The 20,338-nt window shown below is 73.5% G+C and carries 18 protein-coding genes and 1 pseudogene; 7 read left to right on the top strand and 12 right to left on the bottom strand.

Annotation, left to right across the window (positions count from 1 at the left end; all coding sequences use genetic code 11):
- Window positions 1–72: 72 nt before the first annotated feature.
- Window positions 73–537, bottom strand: a complete 465-nt coding sequence (locus tag ACZ6Q9_RS00225) for a DUF6194 family protein (RefSeq protein WP_396827067.1) — start codon at window positions 535–537, stop codon at window positions 73–75.
- Window positions 538–702: 165 nt separating this feature from the next.
- Window positions 703–1,533 carry a nitroreductase/quinone reductase family protein gene (locus ACZ6Q9_RS00220; protein WP_396827069.1) on the bottom strand — a complete coding sequence of 277 codons (831 nt, stop codon included), beginning with the start codon at window positions 1,531–1,533 and terminating at the stop codon, window positions 703–705.
- A gap of 328 nt (window positions 1,534–1,861) precedes the next feature.
- Here ACZ6Q9_RS00220 and ACZ6Q9_RS00215 point away from each other — a divergent pair, with 328 nt between their 5' ends.
- On the top strand, window positions 1,862–2,437 hold the full coding sequence (locus tag ACZ6Q9_RS00215; RefSeq protein ID WP_396827071.1) for a maleylpyruvate isomerase N-terminal domain-containing protein: 576 nt from the start codon (window positions 1,862–1,864) through the stop codon (window positions 2,435–2,437).
- Window positions 2,438–2,443: 6 nt separating this feature from the next.
- Here ACZ6Q9_RS00215 and ACZ6Q9_RS00210 read toward each other — a convergent pair whose 3' ends face one another.
- Together ACZ6Q9_RS00210 and ACZ6Q9_RS00205 are read right to left on the bottom strand one after the other, a co-directional pair.
- Complete coding sequence (locus ACZ6Q9_RS00210; protein ID WP_393449966.1) at window positions 2,444–2,923, bottom strand: DnaJ family domain-containing protein; 480 nt, start codon at window positions 2,921–2,923, stop codon at window positions 2,444–2,446.
- A gap of 94 nt (window positions 2,924–3,017) precedes the next feature.
- On the bottom strand, window positions 3,018–3,548 hold the full coding sequence (locus ACZ6Q9_RS00205; protein WP_357698608.1) for a GNAT family N-acetyltransferase: 531 nt from the start codon (window positions 3,546–3,548) through the stop codon (window positions 3,018–3,020).
- A gap of 220 nt (window positions 3,549–3,768) precedes the next feature.
- On the opposite strand from ACZ6Q9_RS00205, the gene ACZ6Q9_RS00200 reads away from it, so the two are divergent.
- Window positions 3,769–4,758, top strand: a complete 990-nt coding sequence (locus ACZ6Q9_RS00200; protein WP_396827073.1) for an NAD(P)/FAD-dependent oxidoreductase — start codon at window positions 3,769–3,771, stop codon at window positions 4,756–4,758.
- A gap of 38 nt (window positions 4,759–4,796) precedes the next feature.
- Window positions 4,797–5,447, top strand: a complete 651-nt coding sequence (locus ACZ6Q9_RS00195) for a LysE family translocator (RefSeq protein ID WP_393261956.1) — start codon at window positions 4,797–4,799, stop codon at window positions 5,445–5,447.
- A gap of 70 nt (window positions 5,448–5,517) precedes the next feature.
- Here the strand turns inward: ACZ6Q9_RS00195 and ACZ6Q9_RS00190 are convergent, their stop codons facing one another.
- The gene (locus ACZ6Q9_RS00190) at window positions 5,518–6,027 is read right to left on the bottom strand and encodes an NUDIX hydrolase (protein WP_396827075.1); all 510 of its coding nucleotides are present in this window, start codon (window positions 6,025–6,027) and stop codon (window positions 5,518–5,520) included.
- A gap of 110 nt (window positions 6,028–6,137) precedes the next feature.
- On the opposite strand from ACZ6Q9_RS00190, the gene ACZ6Q9_RS00185 reads away from it, so the two are divergent.
- Window positions 6,138–7,274 (top strand): hypothetical protein, encoded by a 1,137-nt coding sequence (locus ACZ6Q9_RS00185; protein WP_396827077.1) that lies wholly within the window; start codon window positions 6,138–6,140, stop codon window positions 7,272–7,274.
- 35 nt (window positions 7,275–7,309) lie between these two features.
- Here ACZ6Q9_RS00185 and ACZ6Q9_RS00180 read toward each other — a convergent pair whose 3' ends face one another.
- Window positions 7,310–8,227 carry a recombinase family protein gene (locus ACZ6Q9_RS00180; protein WP_396827079.1) on the bottom strand — a complete coding sequence of 306 codons (918 nt, stop codon included), beginning with the start codon at window positions 8,225–8,227 and terminating at the stop codon, window positions 7,310–7,312.
- A gap of 272 nt (window positions 8,228–8,499) precedes the next feature.
- The gene (locus ACZ6Q9_RS00175) at window positions 8,500–9,096 is read right to left on the bottom strand and encodes a TetR/AcrR family transcriptional regulator (protein WP_393449951.1); all 597 of its coding nucleotides are present in this window, start codon (window positions 9,094–9,096) and stop codon (window positions 8,500–8,502) included.
- 124 nt (window positions 9,097–9,220) lie between these two features.
- Here ACZ6Q9_RS00175 and ACZ6Q9_RS00170 point away from each other — a divergent pair, with 124 nt between their 5' ends.
- Entirely contained in the window at window positions 9,221–10,420 is a 1,200-nt protein-coding gene (locus ACZ6Q9_RS00170) for a macrolide family glycosyltransferase (RefSeq protein ID WP_393450255.1), read from the top strand.
- A 231-nt stretch (window positions 10,421–10,651) separates the two neighbouring features.
- Here the strand turns inward: ACZ6Q9_RS00170 and ACZ6Q9_RS00165 are convergent, their stop codons facing one another.
- Entirely contained in the window at window positions 10,652–13,678 is a 3,027-nt protein-coding gene (locus ACZ6Q9_RS00165; RefSeq protein ID WP_396827081.1) for a Tn3 family transposase, read from the bottom strand.
- A 470-nt stretch (window positions 13,679–14,148) separates the two neighbouring features.
- Between ACZ6Q9_RS00165 and ACZ6Q9_RS00160 the strand changes: the two genes are divergently transcribed.
- On the top strand, window positions 14,149–14,739 hold the full coding sequence (locus ACZ6Q9_RS00160) for a pyridoxamine 5'-phosphate oxidase family protein (protein WP_393449948.1): 591 nt from the start codon (window positions 14,149–14,151) through the stop codon (window positions 14,737–14,739).
- A gap of 113 nt (window positions 14,740–14,852) precedes the next feature.
- Here the strand turns inward: ACZ6Q9_RS00160 and ACZ6Q9_RS00155 are convergent, their stop codons facing one another.
- Entirely contained in the window at window positions 14,853–16,334 is a 1,482-nt protein-coding gene (locus ACZ6Q9_RS00155; RefSeq protein WP_393261963.1) for a peptide MFS transporter, read from the bottom strand.
- 221 nt (window positions 16,335–16,555) lie between these two features.
- Between ACZ6Q9_RS00155 and ACZ6Q9_RS00150 the strand changes: the two genes are divergently transcribed.
- Window positions 16,556–16,897 carry an RNA polymerase-binding protein RbpA gene (locus ACZ6Q9_RS00150; protein WP_046564157.1) on the top strand — a complete coding sequence of 114 codons (342 nt, stop codon included), beginning with the start codon at window positions 16,556–16,558 and terminating at the stop codon, window positions 16,895–16,897.
- A 183-nt stretch (window positions 16,898–17,080) separates the two neighbouring features.
- On the opposite strand, the gene ACZ6Q9_RS00145 is transcribed toward ACZ6Q9_RS00150, so the two are convergent.
- From ACZ6Q9_RS00145 to lnt, 3 genes and pseudogenes are all read right to left on the bottom strand, one after another.
- Window positions 17,081–17,605: an FxsA family protein gene (locus ACZ6Q9_RS00145; protein ID WP_393261965.1), complete on the bottom strand. Its 525-nt coding sequence runs from the start codon at window positions 17,603–17,605 to the stop codon at window positions 17,081–17,083.
- A gap of 70 nt (window positions 17,606–17,675) precedes the next feature.
- Window positions 17,676–18,485, bottom strand: coding sequence for a polyprenol monophosphomannose synthase (locus ACZ6Q9_RS00140; protein ID WP_393261966.1), 810 nt, complete (start codon window positions 18,483–18,485; stop codon window positions 17,676–17,678).
- Window positions 18,486–18,493: 8 nt separating this feature from the next.
- A pseudogene (lnt, locus tag ACZ6Q9_RS00135) lies at window positions 18,494–20,189 on the bottom strand (apolipoprotein N-acyltransferase); the annotation flags it as partial.
- Window positions 20,190–20,338 lie beyond the last annotated feature (149 nt).

The raw sequence follows: 20,338 nt of genomic DNA, 5'->3' as shown, positions 1-20,338 counted from the left end.
AGACCCGCCGAAGCTGGCCCCGCGGTGCGACACCCGAGGCGGAACGCGCCGGCCGGCCCGGAGACCGTCCGGTCAGGACGGGGTGCGGCGGGCCCGGTGCTTGGCGTGCTTGCGGACCGCGAAGTCGTACGCGTCGGCCAGCAGCGTGCGCACCGTGTCCAGGGTCGCCTCGCCGGGGTTCACCACGCACACCCAGTGCTGCGCAGCGTAGACCGGATGCGGCAGCACGACGTCCGTCGCCGCGTGGTCGACGCGCGCGTCCGTCTCGCCGTGCTCACCCCGCCGCGACGGGGCCCCGAACAGGGCCGCGTACCCGGACCGGGTCAACCCGATGTTGAGCCGCCAGAAGCCCGGTCGGCTCAACGCGGAGGCGGTGTCGTAGTGGTCGCCGGTCACGATCGTCGCGAACGGCAACTGCCGCTCGGCCGGCAGGTCCCGTTGCGGGTCATAGAGGAAGAAGGTGTCCCCGTTCGCCTCGGGTGCGGTCACCCCGGCGAAGGTCCGGCAGATGTAGTGCTTCATTTCGTCGACGTCCATGCCTCAAGTTTTTCATTGAAATGCTTATTGAGGCCTGCGTGCCATTTGTCTAGGTTCAGAGGCGCTAACCCTCAACTCGCGGCGTAACCCGCCCGGGCGCCGCAGCGACCGCGCGCCCCCGGCGGCGGGCGAGGCCGCCGGGGGCGCGCACACCACGGGCGGCCGCTAGCCGGTCGCGTCGAGGACGGGGATGAGCTGCTCCTCCTCGTACGCCAGATGGGCCTCCAGCTCGATGGTGAGCCGCGCGACCTCCCGGCGGACCTCGGCCGGGTCGGCGTCGGGAGCGCCGACGACCTGCTGGAGGCGTGCGACGAGCGCCGCGATCCGTTGGTGTTCCTCGCGCAGCCGCGCCAGGGTCGGGGCGAGGTCGGGGCGTTGCCCGTCGAGGGCGGCGAACATGCCGTCGTCCTCGTTGGTGTGGTGGTGGTGCAGGCCCTGGCAGACGGTCAGGCAGTTCACCCGCAGCTGCGCGCCCAGGCCCGCACCGGAGCGGTCGACCTCGTCGCGGATCAGCGCGAGTTCCCGCCGGAACGCGTCGTGGACCAGTTTGAGCGCCGCGCCCCAGGACGGCGCGTTCGGCGGCCCGCCCGCCACCTGGTGCAGCGCCAGCACCGGGATCACCCGCGACGTCTTCGCCTGGTACGCGGCCCAGCCCGGGTCGGCCTCCACGGCCCTGGCGAAGACCGCGTCGCGTTCGTCCCCGGTCAGCACCTCCGCGCGCGCCTGGTAGGTGAAGACGCCGTCCTCCACGGTGGCGAGCGGGTCGGCACGCAGGTTGTGGTACCAGTCAGGGTGTTTCGGGCCGCCTCCGGCGGAGGCGATGACCAGGATGCGGTCCGAGTCGGGCAGGTAGCCGACCGGGGTGGTGTGCGGGGCTCCGGATCGGGCCCCGGTGGTGGTGAGCAGGATGAGCCGGGCGCCCTCGAAGGGGCCGCCGACGCGGCCGGCGTTGGCGCGGAACTCGTCGATGACCTGCTGGTTGAAGTCGTTGGGCATGCTCTGCTTTCTGTTGGGCAGGAGGAGTGCGGCCACAGTGGATCGCCCGTCCGGCGACCGGTGGCGGCGAAGGTGGAGTCGCGCCGGCGTACGACCGGCGTGGACGGTGGGAAGGGCGCGCGAGGCGGTGGACGCGACGTCGACACCGGAAGATGTGGCGCATCGGCGGGCCGCGGGCCCGCCCCCGGCTCACCGGATGGCCGGGTGCCCTGTCCGCTCGTGGCCCATGGCCGACCCGGCAGTCACGGGTCCGACCCTAGCGGCCCGCGGCGGCCGAGGGCAACGATGTTCGGTTGCGCCGTGCGTGGGACGCTGGCACGGTCGGGGAATGATCGAACTGACCGGCGCCGACGTGGACCGCGCGGTGGCCGAGATGACCGCCGTCCTCGGCCCGCACACCGGACGGGACTGGAGCGTGCCCGCCGGCGGGTTGGAGTGGAGTTGCTGGACCACCGCCGCGCACGTGGCGCACGACCTGCTGGCGTACGCCGGTCAGGTCGCCGGGCGACCCGAGGCGGCATACCTGCCGTTCGACCTGGTCGTCTCCCCCGCCGCCGGGCCGGCCGAGGTGCTGCGGGTCGTCGCGGCCTGCGGTGGGCTGCTGCGGGTGGCGGTCGACGCCGCCGCGCCGCAGACGCGCGCCTGGCACTTCGGCCCGTGCGACCCGGCGGGCTTCGCCGCGATGGGGGTGGCGGAGACGCTGCTGCACACCGACGACATCGCCCGTGGTCTCGGCGTGTCGTGGCAGCCGCCGGAGCGGCTCAGCGCCGGCGTCGTGCGTCGGCTCTTCCCGGACGCCCCCGCCGGGCCGGCGCCGCAGGTGCTGCGGTGGCTGACCGGCCGCGGTGAGTTGCCCGGCCGGCCCCGCCGCACCTCGTGGTCGTGGCGGGCAGCGGTGGCGTGACGCGGGCTACGCCGCCCGGCGGCGCCAGGGCAGGCGCCAGGCCCGCCGGGGCCTGGCGCGCGGCGGGGCGGGTGGCGCGGGCGCCGGTGCCGGCGCGGCGGCGAGGTGCCGCTCGGCTCGCCAGCGGCGTACGACGTCGTCGGCGTTGACCGGCCGCACGGTGACCCGCGGGCCGGTGGGCATTCGCAGCCAGGAGATGATCTGGGCGTTCAGGTCGGCGACGAAGGCGCGCACCGACTCCTCGGTGGGCAGGTCGCGCACCTCGTCGGGCACCTGCTCGACGCGGCGGCGCAGTTGCAGCGGGGTCGGCAGCAGCAGGTCCGTCGGGAGCTTCTCCCGTTCCAGGAAGCTCTTGATCCACCACGACTCGTCGTACGGCTCGCCACGGCCGGGAATCGGCTTGCCCGCGCCGGGCAGGTTGTCGAACTCGCCCTGCTCCTGGGCCGCGCGGATCCGCGCCTCGACCGTCGCTTCCCAGCTGTCCACCCGCCGACACCTCCCCGGCCCACGGTAACGCGGCCCGGGCCCGCGGGGCCGCCGGAAGGGACAGCGTGGTGGCGGTGCCGGGCATTCCCGGCGGTCAGGCCCAGCGGGCGTGCCGGTGGCCGTCGCGGGGAAACGGCGGGCGGGCCGCCAGCACCTCCTGGAAGCGGTAGCCGGCCTTCTCGGCGACGCGGCAGGACGCCGGGTTGTCGACCTGGTGCATCAGGTCCAGCCGCCGCAGGCCGGCGAACCGGGCGAACGCCCAGCCGGTGACCGCGTCCAGGGCGTGCGGGGCGATGCCCCGGCCCCGGGCGGGCGCGGCCGTCCAGTAGCCGACCTCGGCGTCCCCGCGCCCCGCGGCGACGTTCTTGAGCACCACCTGGGCGACCAGCGTCTCGCCGGCGGGGTGCGGCTCGACCACGGCGAAGCTGAACCGGCACCCGTCGTCCCAGTCGCGTCGGGCCGCGGCCACGAAGCGGCGCGCCTCGGTGGTCGTGGTCACCGGCGCCCGGGTCCAGCGGAGCAGCACCGGGTCCCGGTATGCCGCCACCAGGGCGTCGGCGTCGTCGTCGCGCCAGGGACGCAACGACAGTTCCGGCAGGGTCGGGGTGGCCGGTGCGCGCAACATCGGCCCAGTCTCCCCGCTGCGGCCGCCGCCGTGGGGCGCGGGTCGGGCACCCCCACGCGCTGCCGGCCCGGTCGCCGCCGTCGTCGGGCGGCGGGCTCGGCCCGGCCGTACCCCCGGATTTTGCCGTTCCGGCAACGATGTTTGCCACCTTCTTCGCTTCCGGTGGACAGTCGGGTCGGCGGCGGGCGTGGGGACCCGCCGACGACGGAGGGAGAGTTCCGTGCGTGAGACGTACGACGTGGTGGTGGTGGGCGGCGGCGCGGCCGGGCTGAGCGGGGCGCTGGCCCTGACCCGGGCCCGCCGCTCGGTGCTGGTCGTGGACGCGGGCGAGCCGCGCAACGCGCCGGCCGGGCACGTGCACAACTACCTGGGCCGGGAGGGCACGCCACCGGGTGAGCTGCTGACGGCCGGCCGGGCCGAGGTGGCCCGCTACGGCGGGGAGTTCGTCCACGGCGCCGTCCGCTCGGCGGCGCCGCGCGACGGCGGCGGGTTCCGTGTGGCCCTCGCCGACGGCCGCACGGTCGACGCCCGGCGGCTGCTGGTGACCACCGGCCTGGTCGACGAACTGCCCGACGTGCCGGGGCTGGCCGAACGGTGGGGCCGCGACGTGCTGCACTGCCCGTACTGCCACGGGTGGGAGGCGCGCGACGAGCCGCTGGTGGTGTTGGCCACCGGTCCGCTGGCCGCGCACCAGGCGCTGCTGTGGCGGCACTGGAGCGCCGACGTGACGGTCGTGCGGCACGGCGGGTGCGCGTTCACCGCCGAGGAGGACGAGCAGCTCGCGGCCCGCGGCGTGCGGGTGGTCGACGGCCCGGTCGCCGCGCTGGAGGTCGCCGGTGACGCACTCACCGGTGTGCGGCTGGCCGGCGGCGAGGTGCTGCCGTGCGGGGCGGTGGTGGTGGCTCCCCGCTTCCACGCCCGCGCCGACGTGCTGACGTCGCTCGGCCTCGCGGCGGTGGAGCAGGAGATGGGCGGCCAGGTGATCGGCAGCGTCGTGCCGTCCGACCCGACGGGGGCGACCGCGGTCCCCGGCGTATGGGTGGCCGGCAACGTCACGGACCCGCGCGCCCAGGTGGTCACCTCCGCGTCCGCCGGTTCGGCGGCCGGCGCGGCGATCAACGCCGACCTGGTCGCCGAGGAGACCCGCGCGGCCGTCGCGGCCCGCCGGGTACCCGATGCCGGACGCCGGCCGGCGGAGGTCCGGGCGTAGGGTCGGCGGCAGCCGAGTGGGACGGGACGGGGGTCGACATGGTCGGTACGGGTGCGCTCGTGGGCATCGTGCTGGTGGCGTTGGGGCTGGTGCTGACCCCCGGCCCGAACATGGTCTACCTGGTCTCCCGGTCGGTGACCCAGGGCCGACGGGCCGGGCTGGTCTCGCTGCTCGGTGTCGCCGCCGGCTTCGGCGTCTACCTGGTCGCCGCGGTCGCCGGCATCGCCACGGTGTTCGTGCTGGTGCCCGCCCTTTACACGGCGGTCAAGCTGGCCGGGGCGGCGTACCTGCTGTGGCTGGCCTGGCAGGCGCTGCGCCCCGGCGGGCAGTCGCCGTTCACGCCGGCGCCGCTGCCGCCCGACCCGGCTCGGCGGCTGTTCGCCATGGGCCTGGTCACCAACCTGCTCAACCCGAAGATCGCGATCCTGTACGTGTCGCTGCTGCCGCAGTTCATCGACCCGGCCCGGGGCCACGTCGCGGCGCAGAGCCTGGTGCTGGGGCTGACCCAGATCGCGGTGGCGCTGACGGTGAACGCGCTGATCGTGCTCACCGCCGGCGCGCTCGCCGGGTTCTTCGCCCGCCGGCCGCTCTGGCTGAGGGTGCAGCGGCTGCTGACGGGAACGGTCCTGGCGGCGTTGGCGGTGCGGATCGCCGCCGACCGGTCCCGCGCCGCCGTCGCCATGCCCTGACGCCGCCGCCCGACATCGCCGTGCCCACCGCCGACGCGGTGGGCAGGTAGCCGGGGCGCTGACGGTCCGTTCAGAGCGCGTCGGGCTGGTCGAGCGCCGGGTGCCGCTCGCCGGGCGGGGCGTGCCAGGTGGGGGCGTCCTCGCGCAGGGTGGTGTCGATGCGCAGCCGCGCCCAGTCGTCGAGCTCGGGCAGGTCGGCCGGGTCGAACCAGCCCACCTCGAGGGACTCGTCGTCGTTGACCCGTGGTTCGCCGCCCACCGCGTGGCACCGGAACCACACGTTCAGGTACTCGCAGGCGTCGCCGTTGGGGTAGACGACCGGGTGCGTGGCGACGCCACCGACGCGGTCGATGCGTACGTGCACGCCGGTCTCCTCGTACACCTCCCGCAGGAGGGCGTCGGCCGGCTGCTCGCCGGGGTCGATGAGGCCGGCGGGCAGGGACCAGCGGCCGTTGTCGGCGCGCCGGGCCAGCAGCACCCGGCCGGCGTCGTCGCGCACGACGGCGCTGACCCCGGGCAGCAGGAGCAGGTCCGTGCCGACGTGGGCGCGCAGCTTCGCGACGTACGGGGAGACGGCCACACCGGACACGCTAGTCGGCGTCGGCGTCGGCGCGGTGCCGGCGGACCATCCCTCACCGGGCTCGGCCGCCGCGCCGGCGGGGCCGGGCAGCGCAGTAGACTCCGCCCTCGATGGACGCCCAGCCCGCCGCCGCCGACACCCGCCCCTGCGCCCACTGTGGTCGGGAGGTGCCGCAGCGCGTCGGCGCCGGCCGGCCGTTCCGCTACTGCCGCGACAACGACGGCGCCTGTCAGCGGGCCTCACGCAACAGCCGGATGCGGCACCGCAACGCCCCCGGCCTGCCCGGCCAGGTGGCCCGCACCTGGGAGGCCGTGGACCGCCTGGAGCAGGTCGCGGAGACCCTCGCCGAGGCGCTGCACGCCGAGCTGTCCCCGGTCGGCGTGGAACGCCAGCTGGCGCAGGCCCGCGCCGACGCGGCGACCCAGGTGGCGGCGGCGCAGACCGAGCGGGACGAGGCCCGTCGCGACGCCGAGGACGCCGCCGCGGCGGCCGTCCGGGCCCGCGAGGAGGCCCGCTCGGCCGCCGCCGAGCGGGACGCCGCCCGCGTGGAGGCCCGACGCGCCGCCGAGCAGGCCACGACGGCGGCCGAGCGCGCCGACCGGGCCGAGGCGGCCCGCGACGAGGCCCGCCGGCAGGCCAGCGCCGCGGAGGCGCTGCGGACGCAGGCCGAACGCGACCGCGACGCGGCCCGCCACGAGCTGCGTGCCCTGCGCGCCGACCTGGACGCGGAACGCCGCCGGGCCGCCGACCTGACGGGCGAGCGGGACGCCGCCCGCGGCGACGCCGACCGGGCGGCCCGCGCCGCCACCGAGGCGCTCGACCGGGCGCAGCGCCTGCACGCCGACGCCGACGCCGCCCGGGACCGGGCCGACCGGGCGCGTGAGCAGGCCGACCAGGCGCGGGCCGAGGCCGAGGCGGCCCGAACGGCGGCCGCCGAGGCGGCGCGGGCCCGGCAGGAGGCCGAGGCGGCCCGCGCGCAGGCCGGGGCGGAGGCCGACCGCGCCCGCGCGGAACTGGCCGCGCTCGCCGACCGCCACGACACGCTGGGCGCGGAGCTGGCCGCCGCGCGGGACGCCGCCACCGCCGCGCAGGGCCGGCTCGACGAGCTGGCGGTACGGCTGCGCGCCGCCGAGACCGACCGCGACGAGGCGCACCGGCGGGTGGCCCAGCTCGCCGAGCAGGTGGGCCACCTCGCCGCCGCGCTGGCCCACCTCGGCCCCCGCGACGCGGGCCCGCCGACCACCTGAACCGTCCCGGGGTTCCGGTAGTCCTGGCGGAAAAATCAACGGATATGGCTGGCCAGGACAAACGCGTTTAGCCGGTCGGCGTAGATCCGGTACGCCTTGCGGTCGGCGGAGGACGCGCCGTCGGTGTCGAGTGCGGCCGCGGCGGCCAGCAGCGTCTGGTGGACGTGGGGCGGTGCGGTGACGTGCAGGCTGTAGCCGTGGCCACGCCGGACCATGCGCCCGCGTCGCAGAGCGTGCCGCTCGGCCTCGCCGAGATCGGTGCGGTCGGCGAGGTGACCGGCGACCTTGCCGGGGACTTCCACCCGCACCGGCTGCGCCGTCGTGGTGGTGGTGGCGGGTCCGGGCTGGTTGGGTAGCAGATCGGCGATCGCGGTGCGGATCGCGCCGCGGCTGACGCCGTGCTCGCGGGCCAGGGCCGCGAGGCTGGCCCCGCCGCGGTAGCCGTGGCGGATCTGATCGGTCACGCCGAGTTGGGTGTGCCGGGGGCGCCGGCCGGAGGTGCTGCCCTTGGCCCAGGCGGCGGCCAGGCCTTCGCGGGTGAGCTCGTTTTGCAGGTCGCGCTGGAACTGACCGACCGAGACCAGCACGTTGACCAGCATGGTGGTGGTGGCGTCGGTGGCGGCCAAATCGGTGATGTTCGACAGCGCGCCGGACAGCACCCGCAGTTTCACCTGATGCTGCTGGCACCAGGCGCGTAGGGCGAGGATGTCGGTCAGGTCTCGGCACAGCCGGTACAGCTCGGAGACGGTGAGTCGGTCCCCGGGCCGGGCAAAGCGGGCCAGTTCCCGGAAGCCGACACGCTCCAGCGCCGGGATCTTCGAGGAGGTCGCCGGATCACTGAAGACCCGCACACCGTCGGCGCCGTCGGTGAGGCCGGCCTCGGCGAGCACGTGTGTCTGACGCTGGGTGCTTTGCTCGTCGGTGGAGACCCGCGTGTAGACAAGATCCGCCATGCCGCTGTCTCCTTCGTCCGTTTATTGTCGACACCCAAAGGGTCTACCTGTCAGTAAACCCTGTCGTCAAATCTGATTGGCCTGGATTGGATCGGCGGGCCGATTTCCGGTGCTCGCGGCGGTCCAATGGACGGATGAGACGCCTGTCATCAAAGGAGCATTTGACGACAGCAACGGAGCTGCCACTACGACAGTTTGTGCCCCGGAGTCGGGGCAGTGCCAGCAGATCGGTGCTGTCCGGGCAGGCCAGCCAGATTTTCACGGCCCCAGCGTCACGCGCCAGGACGGGTGCCGGGAGGGGTAATGGCGGCGACGGCCAGGTCGACGATGCCGTCGGCGTAGTCGTCGGTCAGTGGGCCGTTGCGGAGTAGCCAGCGGTGGTAAAGCGGGCCGAACAGCAGCTCCACCACTTGGTCCAAGGGGGCGTCGGGGCGGACCTGGCCGGCCTCGCGGGCGGCCTCCAGGCGGGTGCGGACCGCGTTCAGCTGGGGACGGAGCAGGCGGTCGCGCGCCTGGTCGGCCAACTCCTCGTCGGCGAGTGTCTCGATGGTGATGGCGCGGGTGGTGGCGGACAGCCGTGGATCGGCGAACTCGGCGACCGTGGCCCGGAGGACCTGGCCCAGATCAGCCCGCAGGTCGCCGGTGTTGGGCAGGGCGAGGACCTCCGGCATATTGTCGGCGAGCGCGTCCAGGATGACCGCGCCCTTGCCGCGCCACCAGCGGTAGATGGTCTGCTTGCCGACCCCGGCGCGGGCGGCGATCGCCTCGATGGTCACGGCCGAGTAACCGGTCTCGGTTAACAGCTCCAGGGCGGCGGCGAGGATCGCGCGGCGGGACTGCTCGTTGCGACGGGCGGGCTGTGGAGTCACACCAACAGCTTACAACGAGACGAAACGTTTCGTCTTGACGCGCCCGTGGCGCTGTGCTCTTCTTGTCGCGAGACGAAACGTCTCGGCTCTCTAAACCTCAGGAGATTCCGTGCCGCACATCGCTATGGTCAGCATTCCGTTCCACGGCCACGTCAACCCGAGCTTGGAGATCATCCGGACCCTCGTGCAGCGCGGTCACCGGGTCACCTACGCCAATGACCCCGCCTTCGCCGAGGTCATCGAGGGCACCGGCGCCGAGCTGAAACCGTATGAATCAACGCTGCCCAGCGACGGTGGCTCCGGAACCGACAATCCGATCGAGCAGCTTACGCTTTTCCTCGACGATGCCATCGCCATGCTGCCGCAGTTGCGGGCCGCCTATGCCGGCGATCGGCCGGATCTGTTCCTCTACGACATCGCCGGCGCGCCGGCTCGGCTACTCGGCGAGCAGTGGGGGATTCCGGCCATCCAGCTGTCCTCGACGTTCGTGGCCTGGGACGGCTACGAGCAGGAGATGGCGCCCGTCGTCGAGGCGATGCGGGCTGATCCGCGCGGGGCCGACTATTACCAGCGGTTCAAAAAGTGGCTGACCGCGGAGGGTTCGTCGGTCACCGACAGCATGGCGTTCCAAGGCCGGCCGGTGCGCAGCCTCGTTCTGCCGCCGGAGGCGCTCCAGCCGAACGCCGACCGGGTGGACCGGTCGGTCTACAGCTTCGTCGGCCCGGTTCTGGGCGACCGCTCCCACCAGGGTCCCTGGGTCCGTCCGGACGGCGTCGAGAAAGTGCTGCTTGTCTCCCTCGGCTCCGCCTTCACCCGGCAGCCCGAATTCTACCGCCGCTGCATCGTCGCGTTCGGTGACCTGCCCGGCTGGCACACCGTTCTGCAGATCGGCAGCCACGTCGATCCCGCCGAGCTCGGTCCCGTCCCGGACAGCGTCGAGGTCTGCCCATGGGTGCCGCAGCTGGCCGTGCTGGAGCAGGCAGACGCCTTCGTCACCCACGCCGGTATGGGCGGCAGCAGCGAAGGCCTTTACTGCGGGACCCCGATGATCGCCGTTCCGCAGGCGGCCGACCAATTCGCGAACGCCGAGCAACTGGCCTCCCTCGGCGTCGCCCGGGTCGTCGACTCGGCCACCGTCACCGCCGTGGAGCTCCGCGAGACGCTGCTCGCCCTCACCGCAGACCCCGCCGTGGTGGCCCGCAGCGCCGACCTGAAGCGGCAGGCCCGCGAGGCTGGGGGCGCCGACCGGGCCGCCGATCTGATCGAGGCCGAACTCACCGCGGCGCGCGGCCGTACCGGGCAGCGTTCCGCGAGCGGCGGGTAAACCGCCGTACCTCACGCCCCTGACCAGCCCCGCTGTCAGGGGCGTGAGGTGGCGCGGTTGCCGGGCGGCTCGGGTGCACGTGCGGCGACCAACCGGTCGATCGCCTCGACCATCGACCGCACGCTGCCCACCAGACCGCGATGTTGGCGGCGCGGGTCCTCGAACGTCGCGCTCGTCCGGTAGGTAAAACGGCCTTGCCCCGGCGGTCTTGCCGACCCTCAAGAGCCGCCGTCACGGCTGCTCGAAGCCGAACGGCCGCAGCGGGCGCAGGCCCTGCTCGTCGAGTTTGGCCAGCTCCGCCTCCACGTCGACGGTGATGGTGCCGAAGAAGTTGACGTTCTCGCTGTGCGCCGGCGAGATGTGCGCCAGCAACTCGTCGGGGATGTCGCGGCCGGCGGCACGCAGCCGGCCGACGGCTATCGCGTAGTACTCGGTGGTCCAGGTGATCACGGCGTTGGTCAGCACGGTCAGGCACCACGCCTGCTCGGTCTGTTGCTCCAGGTGCCGGCGGCGGACAGTGCCGTGGTTCGCGTAGTGCAGGTCACGGCGCAGCGCGTGCAGCGACTCGCCCTTGTTCAGCTGCCGGGAGATCTTGCGGCGGTACACCGGATCCGACAGGTATTTCGCCGAGTGGATCGTGCGTCGCAGCGTTCCCCACTCCTTCAGCGCGGTGGCCAGGGTGTTCTGCCTCGACGCCGCCGACCACTTTCCGACGATCAGGGAAGCGGTGGCTTGGCCGAACTTCAGCGATCCGGCCATGCGCAGCAGGTCCGGCCACACCTCGATGATCAGATCGGCGTCGAGGCGGTCGGTCAGCAGCGGCCCGGCGTGCGGAAAGCGGGCGTTGACCACCGACGGGGTGTCGTCACGGCACAGTGTGACCTTTCCCAGGTCCCGGATCCGCGGGGTGAGTGCCTTGCCAACCAGGTCGAACAACGCGAAGTTGATCAGCGTGACGCCGTGGGTGTCGGTGGCGTGCTCGGCGATCGGCAGATCGGTGGCGTTGCCGAGGAAGTCGTCGAGCACGTAGTGGGCCTCGCGGGTGGTCGGCACGATCACCTTCGTGCCGTACGTGGAGTGCTGATCCGACACGTGCGTGTAGGTCGACAGGCCCTCGTCGGCGAAGAACGTGTTCATCGCCCGTGCGGTCAGCGACTTGCCCCGGGTCGGGAACCGCTGCCCGTCCGACGACGACATCGTGCCCCCGCCGAACACCCTCGCGAACTCCAGCCCGTGATGGTGGTTGACGATCACCGTGTTGGCCTCCCGCAGCGTCTCCTCCCGCACATACCACTCCTGGGTCCAGGCGAGCACGTCGTAGGGCACCCCGCACGCTTCGGCCATCTTCACCAAACCGAGGTTGGTGGCGTTCGCGATCAGGACCGCCAGAATGTTGCGTTTGACCTCGGCCGACAGCGTCCGCTTACGGCCACCGGCGTGAGTGAAACAGCCCAGGAACCCGGTGCGGTGATCCAGCTCGATCAACAACGACGCGATCGGCGCGAACGGCAGCATCCCCGCCAGTTCCTCCTTCACCGCAGTCGCCTCGGCCGGCACGTCCTCGGCCCACAACGGCGGGATGACCAGATTGCCCTGCTCATCCAGACGCACCGACCCCACCTCATCCGGACCCGTCGACGCGAGCGCCCGCTCCAGCTCGCCCAGCGTGGTATGCAACTCATCCAAGCCCTGCTCCAGACCGGCCCGCCCGTCGGCGGGCTTGCCGACCAGCGCGCAGAAGTCGTCACGCCGCGGCTGCCACGCCTCGGGGGTGAACAGGTACGAGCCCGGGTCGGCGTACCGGCGGCTACCGGGCACGAACACATCACCCGAGCGCAGCCCGTCACGCACCCCGAGCAGCACACACAGCTCCCAGTAGTGCCGATAGGACACGTCGTCCTTCTGCCGCTGCGCCCGGTTCAGGTAGTCCCGGAAGCGGGCTGGCACGAACCCGTCCGGCGCCGACGCCGGCACCTTACGGGTCCCGGTCTGTGACAGCTCGGCCAGCACGGCCAGGGCCTGCATCAGCTCGTCGGCGCCCGGACCGCCGTGAAAGTCGATCGCGGCCAGCACGTGCGGCACGAACTGCCGCAGATAGTTGTAGGAGGCGTTCATCTCCGCCAGCCGGCCGTTGTCGCGCGGCAGCGCCGGCCAGCCCACCGCGGCGGCCTCCCGCAACCGCCCCATCCCGATCTGCCCCCGCAACAGCCCGCCGACCTGCTCGTCGGGGATACCCGGGTCGGCCAGCACCGGCAGGATCATGTCCAGCAGCGCCTGCCGCGACTCGCCGCGCTTGCCCCGCTCGGCCAGGGCCTTCTCGGTGCGCCCCTTCGCCCGCGCCGAGACCGCCTGGTCAAACAAACCCACCACCTCATCCAGCAGATCCGCCGCCGACTGCGCCACCAGGGTCAGCAGGATCGGATACCGCCGCTCAGGCTCGCGTCGTTCCAGGCCCTGCCCGGTCGACCGGCGCCCGATCGTGGCCAGGAACCGCCGCCGCTCCGCGGCCAGCATCGACAGGTCGATCAGGTGCCCGTCCATGGCCCGCACCCAGGTCAGCTTCTCGATCGACGTCTTGATCGACGTGGCCGTGGCGTCCACCGCGGGTTTGGTCAGCCACGCCAGCCGGGTCATCCCCAACCCCGCATCCACCTTCGGCAGCAGGTCCAGATCAGCGGTCATCTGCCCGGTCAGCAGCGGGGCGAGCAGATCATGGGTCACCGTCGTGGCCGTCGTCCGGGCGGTGGCCACCATCTCCAGCAGGCTGACCACCCCGGGCCGGACCGTCCGGTTCGCGATCAGATACTCGCAGGCCAGGTTGAACAGTGTCGTCGGCGAGTCGTGCTCCATCGCCCGCCCCAGCAGGAACTCCTCCAGCTCTTTCAGCGCGACGCCACCGGTCGGCGCGGTCCTCCACCCCAGGTAGTCGCAGACCAGCCGCAGATGATCCGTACGGGTCTGCGGACGCTCTCCGTAACGGGCCAGCACCACCGGATCGATACCGAGTCGTCCGGCCAGCCGCGCCACCGCCACCGGCGGCGCCGACCGCACCTCATCCGGCACGAACCCCAGCCACGGCAGCGTGCACAACTGCACAGCCAGCCCGAGCCGATCCGCCGGACCCCGGCCCCGGCCCGGGTCGACGAACGCCACATCCGCCGCAGTGAGCGTGAAGAACCGGATCAACTCGTCCATGCCGATGTCCGGGTACGACCTCAGCCGCTCCATCTGATCATCGGGAAACAACCGCGTCGCCATCGAACACTCCCTACAACCACCGGCCAGACGCGGTGAACATAGTGGAGATCATCACTGCGACGATCATCGACCCCTGCATTTTCGCAGGCCAGCCAAATCCGTTGATTTTCCGCGGTTGCTAGATCCGCAGGTCAGAGCCCTGCAACCCGGCTCCGCGCGGCCAGCGAGCTGCCACCGACGAATCCCCGGCGCCGAGTCCCGACGCGGGCCGTTTGCCCTGGTCAGCCATATCCGTTGATTCTTCCGCCAGGACTACCGGAACCCCGTCCCGACGGGCCGACGGTGTGGGGCCCGACCCGCCGACGATCTGGGCTGGCCCGGCCCGCCGACTATCTGGCCGGCCCGACTCCGGCGGGGCCGGCGGGCCGGCACGCCCTGCCCGGGGCGAAGGCCGCCCCCGTCGTCCGGGGTGTGGGACGCCACCGAGGGCGGGACGGCGGCGACAGTCGCGGCGGGACGATGATGGCCGGGTGGGAAAGACACACGAACGCATCGAGGGCCGGCTGCGCACGTTCATCGAGGAGCAGCCGCTGTTCTTCACCGCCACCGCGCCGCTCTCCGGCGACGGCACCATCAACCTGTCCCCCAAGGGCCTGCGTGGCTCCTGGGCGGTGCTCGACGCGCACACCGTGGCGTACCTGGACTTCGCCGGCAGCAACGCCGAGACGATCGCGCACCTGCGGGAGAACGGCCGGATCACGCTGATGTGGTGCGCGTTCCAGGGGCCGCCGAACATCGTCCGGGTGCACGGGCGCGGTGAGCCGGTGTTCCGCGACGACCCCCGCTGGGCCGAGCTGACGGGCCACTTCCCGGACGTCGACACCAGCGTGCACGGCCTGCGGGCGATCATCGTGGTGCGTGCCGAGCTGATCCGCGACACCTGCGGCTACGCGGTGCCGTTCATGACCTACGACGCCGACCGCGACCTGCACGGCAAGCGGTTCGCCCGCGAGGACGACGCCTCACTGAGCGACTACTTCGCCGGCAAGGAGCACATCGCCCGCAGCATCGACGGGCTGCCCGGCCTGCCGCTGCCGCTGCCCCCGACCCCGGCCACCTGACCCGGCCGCCGCACGCCCGGTCCCGGCCGCGCCGGGCCCCGGCGTGTGGCCTGGCCGTCCGGCGGCGCCCAGCCGGCCTGCCGCGGCGGCCCGGACATGGCCCGCCGCCCGGGTCAGTGGATGCCGGCCATCAGGCCCCGGATGTGCCGGGCGAACATCACCGCGCCGAGCCCGAGGGCCGCCGAGGCCAGGCCGAAGGTGAGGAAGTACGTCGGCTCGGGCCAGGTGTCGGCGAGCCGGGCCACCTGCCCGCCGATCGCGTCGCCGACGGCGGTGGCGAGGAACCACAGCCCCATCATCTGGCTGGCGTACTTGACCGGCGCCAGCTTGGTGGTGGCGGACAGGCCGACAGGGCTCAGCGACAGCTCGCCGGCGACCTGGATGGCGTACACGGCCACGAGCCACCACGGCGAGACCAGGTCGCCGCCGACGGCGGCCTGGGCGGCGGCGGCCATCAGCACGAACGACAGGCCGTTGAGCACCAGGCCCACGGCGAACTTCACCGGGGTGGAGACCCGGTGGCCCAGCCGCAGCCAGAGCAGCGCGAACAGCGGCGCCCCGATGATGATCAGGATCGGGTTGACCGACTGGAGCCACGACGCGGGGAAGGTGAACCCGGCGACGTCGCGGTCGGTGTTGTCGGCGGCGAAGATGTTCAGCACCGACCCGGCCTGGTCGTAGATCAGCCAGAACGCGGCGGCGAAGACGAACAGCCACACGTACGCCTTCATCCGGCTGCGTTCGGTGGCGCTCAACTCCCGGTCCACCATGATCCGCACGAAGTACCCGATGGTGATCAGTACGGTGGCGGCGGCGAGCAGGTTGACCACGGTGTCGACGGTGAACGCCCCGGCCACGGCGAGGACGACGACCGCGAGCACGACCAGGGCGGTGACCGCGCCGACGCGGGTCAGCGCGCGGCGGCGGTCGGCGCCCAGCAGCGGGTCGGCGGGCCGCGCGCCCGCGTCGCCGAGGTTGCGCCGGCCCAGCACGTACTGCAGCACGCCGAAGGTCATGCCGACCGCGGCGGCCCCGAAGCCCAGATGCCAGTTGACCTTCTCGCCGAGGAAGCCGGTGACCAGTGGGGCGGCGAACCCCCCGATGTTGATTCCCATGTAGAAGATCGAGAAGCCGGCGTCGCGGCGTGGGGAGTCCCGGTCGTAGAGGTCGCCGACCATCGTCGAGATGTTGGGCTTGAGCAGCCCCGTGCCGACGACGATCAGCGCCATGCCCGCGAAGACGCTCCACCGCGTCGGGATCGCCATCACGTAGTGCCCGGCGGCGATGACCACCCCGCCCCACAGGACGCTGCGGCGGGCGCCGATGAGCCGGTCGGCGACCCAGCCGCCCGGCAGCGCCATCAGGTAGACCATCGCGTTGTAGGTGCCGTAGACGGCACTGGCGCTGGCCTCGCCCATCGCCTGCCCGTCGTCGGCCACGGACGCGGTTAGGTACAGCACCAGGATCGCCCGCATGCCGTAGAAGCTGAACCGTTCCCACATCTCGGTGAGGAAGAGGGTGGACAGCGCCCGCGGGTGCCCGAAGAACGTCCGCCCGGAGGGCGGACGGGACTGCACCGGCGCGTCACCCACCATCGCAACCTCCGCTCCCCTCGGGCGGTTAACATCCCCGTTGGCAACGGAAACACTCCACCCAACCGACCCGGCCGGGGCCGACCCCGCCGGGCGGCTGGCATGGCCGGCTACCCTTGTTCAGGCTCGCCCGGCGGCGCGGCAGCGCCCGGGGCGGGAATGGCCCGGCGGGAACGGACCGTTACACCAAGAAGACCAGCACCACCAACGAGGGGAAGTCGATCATGGGCGAGCGTATGCTGCGCGGAAGCCGTCTGGGCGCGGTGAGCTACGAATCCGACCGCAACACGGAGCTCGCGCCGCGTCAGACCCGCGAGTACCTCTGCGCCAAGGGTCACCAGTTCGAGGTGCCGTTCGCCGTCGACGCCGAGGTCCCCACGACCTGGGAGTGCAAGTTCGACGGCAGCGTCGCCCGGCTGGTCGACGGCAGCGAGCCGGAGCAGAAGAAGGCCAAGCCGCCGCGTACCCACTGGGACATGCTGCTGGAGCGGCGCTCCATCGCCGAGTTGGAGGACATCCTCGCCGAGCGGTTGCAGGAGGTTCGCACCCGCCGCGGCCGCGCCTGACCCGCACCGCACACGCCACGGCGCCCCGGGAGCCACGCTCCCGGGGCGCCGTCGTGTCTGGGCCCGTTACGGCCGCCGTGTCCGCCTCCGGCCCGTTGCGGGCCGGGCGTCCCGGCGACGATGCCGCCGGCCGTCCTCAGGCCCGTTCCGGCCGTCGTGTCCGGGACAAGTCCGCTGCCCGGATCAGTTCCGGCCGGGCTCGACGATTTCGCCCTCGATGGCCCGGCCCCCGTCGACCACGGTCGGCGGCTCGGCCGTCGGGCGCGGCGCGGGCTGCGGGGCACCCCGGCGCACCCGCACCCGGCGGGGCCCGAACAGGTCACCGGCGACCATCGACGACACCCGGCGTTCCGCGGCACGCTGCACCCCGCCGCGGGCCAGCCGACGCAGCGGCGGCACCAGCAGCAACAGCCCCACCAGGCCACTGACCAGGCCGGGGGTCGCCAGCAGCAGCGCGCCGACCAGCCCGACGAGACCGTCGGTGACCTGCCGTCCCGGCGGCTGGCCGGCCTCCGCGGCGGCCCGGAAGCCACGCCAGGCGCGCATCCCCTCCCGGCGCAGCAGCACCAGCCCGAGCAGCGACACCGCGAACACCGCCAGCAGCGCCGAGCCGAACCCGATCGCCCGGCCCACCACGACGAACACCGCCAGCTCCAGCAGCACCGCCAGCAACAGGCCCAGCGGCACGTACCTCAGTCCTCGGCGCATCTCACCTCATCCGCCATCCGCGGCGCGGTCGGTCCGCGCAGGCACTGCGTCCAGCATGACACGCCGACGCTCAGGGCCACCGAACCTGACCGTCGGGGGTGCCGTGCAGGCCCCGCCGCACCGCCAGCCGCCGGTCCTGCAGACCCCACGCGGTGATCCGCCACAGCGCCTCCGCCACGATCAGCGGGCTCATCTTGCTGCTGCCGCGTTCCCGCTCGGCGAACGTGATCGGCACCTCGACGATGCGCGCCCCGGCCCGGTGCGCCAGCCGCGACAGCTCCACCTGGAACGAGTAGCCCTGCGAGCACACCGACCCCAGGTCGATCTCGTCCAGGGCGGACAGCCGGTACACCCGGTAGCCGCCGGTGGCGTCGGACACCGGCATACCCAGCGCCAGCCGCGCGTACAGGTTGCCGCAGCGCGACAGCAGCAGCCGCCGCAGCGGCCAGTTCACCACCCGCGCGCCGGTGGTCCACCGGGAGCCGATCACCACGTCGGCGTCGCGGGCGGCCGTCAGCAGCGTGGGCAGGTCCTCGGGGGCGTGCGAGCCGTCGGCGTCCATCTCCACCACGGCGTCGAAACCACGCTCGCGGGCCCACGCGAACCCCGCCAGGTACGCCGCGCCGAGGCCCTGCTTGCCCTCGCGGTGCAGCACGTGCACGTGCGGGTCGGCGGCGGCCAGGGCGTCGGCGACCGCCCCGGTGCCGTCGGGGCTGTTGTCGTCGGCGACGAGGATCTCCACGGCCGGGGCGGCGCGGCGCACACGCGCCACGATCGACGCCACGTTGTCGGCCTCGTCGTAGGTCGGGATCACCACGAGCACCCGACCCAGCCCGGGGTGGCCGGCGCGTGGCCCTCGGGTGTCGGTCGTCTCGCCCACCGTCGCTTCCCCTCCGCCGGATTGCCGGCTGGTGTCATCCGGCGCGGTGCCGGCGGCGCAGCACGGCCGCGCCGACCAGGGCCGCCACCGCCAGGGTGGCCAGCGCCGCCTCCGGCCACAGGCCGACCCGGGTGGCCAGGGTGCGCCCGTCGTCCAGGCGCAGCTGCCGCACCACGACCGCGCGGGTGTTGAACCCGGTGGCGTCGCTTACCCGCCCGTCGGGGGCAACGAACCCGGACACTCCGACCGTGGAGGCCATCAACGCCGGCCGGCCGTGCTCGATCGCCCGCAGCCGCACCATGGCCAGCTGCTGCCGCGCCTCCGCCACGTCGAAGGTGGCGTTGTTGGTCTGCACCACCAGCAACTGCGCCCCGCCGGTGACAGTGTCGCGGACCACCTCGTCGTAGGCGACCTCGAAGCAGATCACGTCGCCGAGCACGGCCGCGCCGGCACGCAGCACGCCCGGCTCGGTGCCGGGCACGAAGTCGGCCCGCACCCGGTCCACCTGCTTGCTGACCATCCGGGCGAGGTCGCGCATCGGCACGTACTCGGCGAACGGCACCGGGTGCCGCTTGACGTACACCTGCTCCAGGTCGGGGCCGGTGCCGGGCCGCCAGAGGATGCCGGCGTTGCGGACCTCGCCGTCGCCGGGGCCGCGCAGCACCGCGCCGACCAGGATCGGCGCGCCGATCGCGTCGGCGGCCCGGGAGATCAGGGCGCCGGCGTCGGCGTCGCGCAGCGGGTCGATGTCGCTGGCGTTCTCCGGCCACACCACCAGGTCGGGGCGGCGCTGGGCGCCGTCGGCGACCTGCTCGGCCAGCTCGACGGTGGCGTCGACGTGGTTGCCGAGCACCGCCTTGCGTTGGGCGTTGAAGTCCAGCCCCAGCCGGGGCACGTTGCCCTGCACGATCGCCACGGTGACGGTGTCGCCGCCCCCGGCGGCGGCCACCGGCACCAGCAGCCCGGCGACGGGCACCGCGACCGCGCCGGCGGTCAACCCGGCGATCGGCGCCCACCGCCGCCGCCCGTCCCACGGCCGCCACAGCGCCGCGACGAGCAGCCCCCCGGTCAGCGCCACCGCGAACGTCACCAGCGGCGCGCCGCCCAGCGCGGCCAGCCGCAGCAGCGGCGAGTCGTCCTGACTGAACGCCAGCCGCCCCCACGGGAACCCGCCGAACGGGGTACGGTCGCGCAGCGCCTCCTGCCCCACCCACAGCACGCCGGTCAGCGCCGGCCAGGCCCACCGGAGGCGGTCGGCCAGCGGGGAGGCGTACGCGCTCGCCGCGCCCAGCAGCGCCAGGTAGGCGGCCTGCAACAGCGACAGCAGCGTCCACGGCAGGTAACCGGTGTGCAGGTTCGTCCAGCTCAGCAGCGGCGCGAACAGCGCCACCCCGGTCAGGAAGCCCAGCCCGGCGCCGGCCCGGACGCGGCGGCGGTGCGTCGCCGCGGCCAGCAGCGCCACACCGACCGGCGCGAGCGGCCACACCCCGTACGGGGGGAACGCCGCCAGCAGCGCCAGCCCGGCGGCCACCGCCATCGGCGCGGCCACCCGCAGCGGCAGCGCCCGCGGCGCGACGTCGGGCACGCGCGGGGCGTCGGCGCGCGGCTGGCTGCTGTCCACGGTCGTCACGGGCATCTCCACCTCGATCACAGAGCGGAAGGCTACCCGGCGGCCGGCGCGGCACCGGCGTCGCCGGCGGTCACCGGGCGGGTGAAGCAGCCGAGGAATCGTTCGGCGACCCGCCGCTCACCGGTGACGCGCAGCGCGCCGTGGTGTTCCGCCTCGTCGCGGGGGCGGTAGCCGAACACGACCTCCAGCAGGGTGCGCGGGTCGGTGTCGACGACGGCGGCGC

Source organism: Micromonospora sp. NPDC049139 (assembly GCF_055586845.1).
Note: the sequence above shows the minus strand (reverse complement) of the source record. Positions and strands in the feature narration are given on the sequence as shown.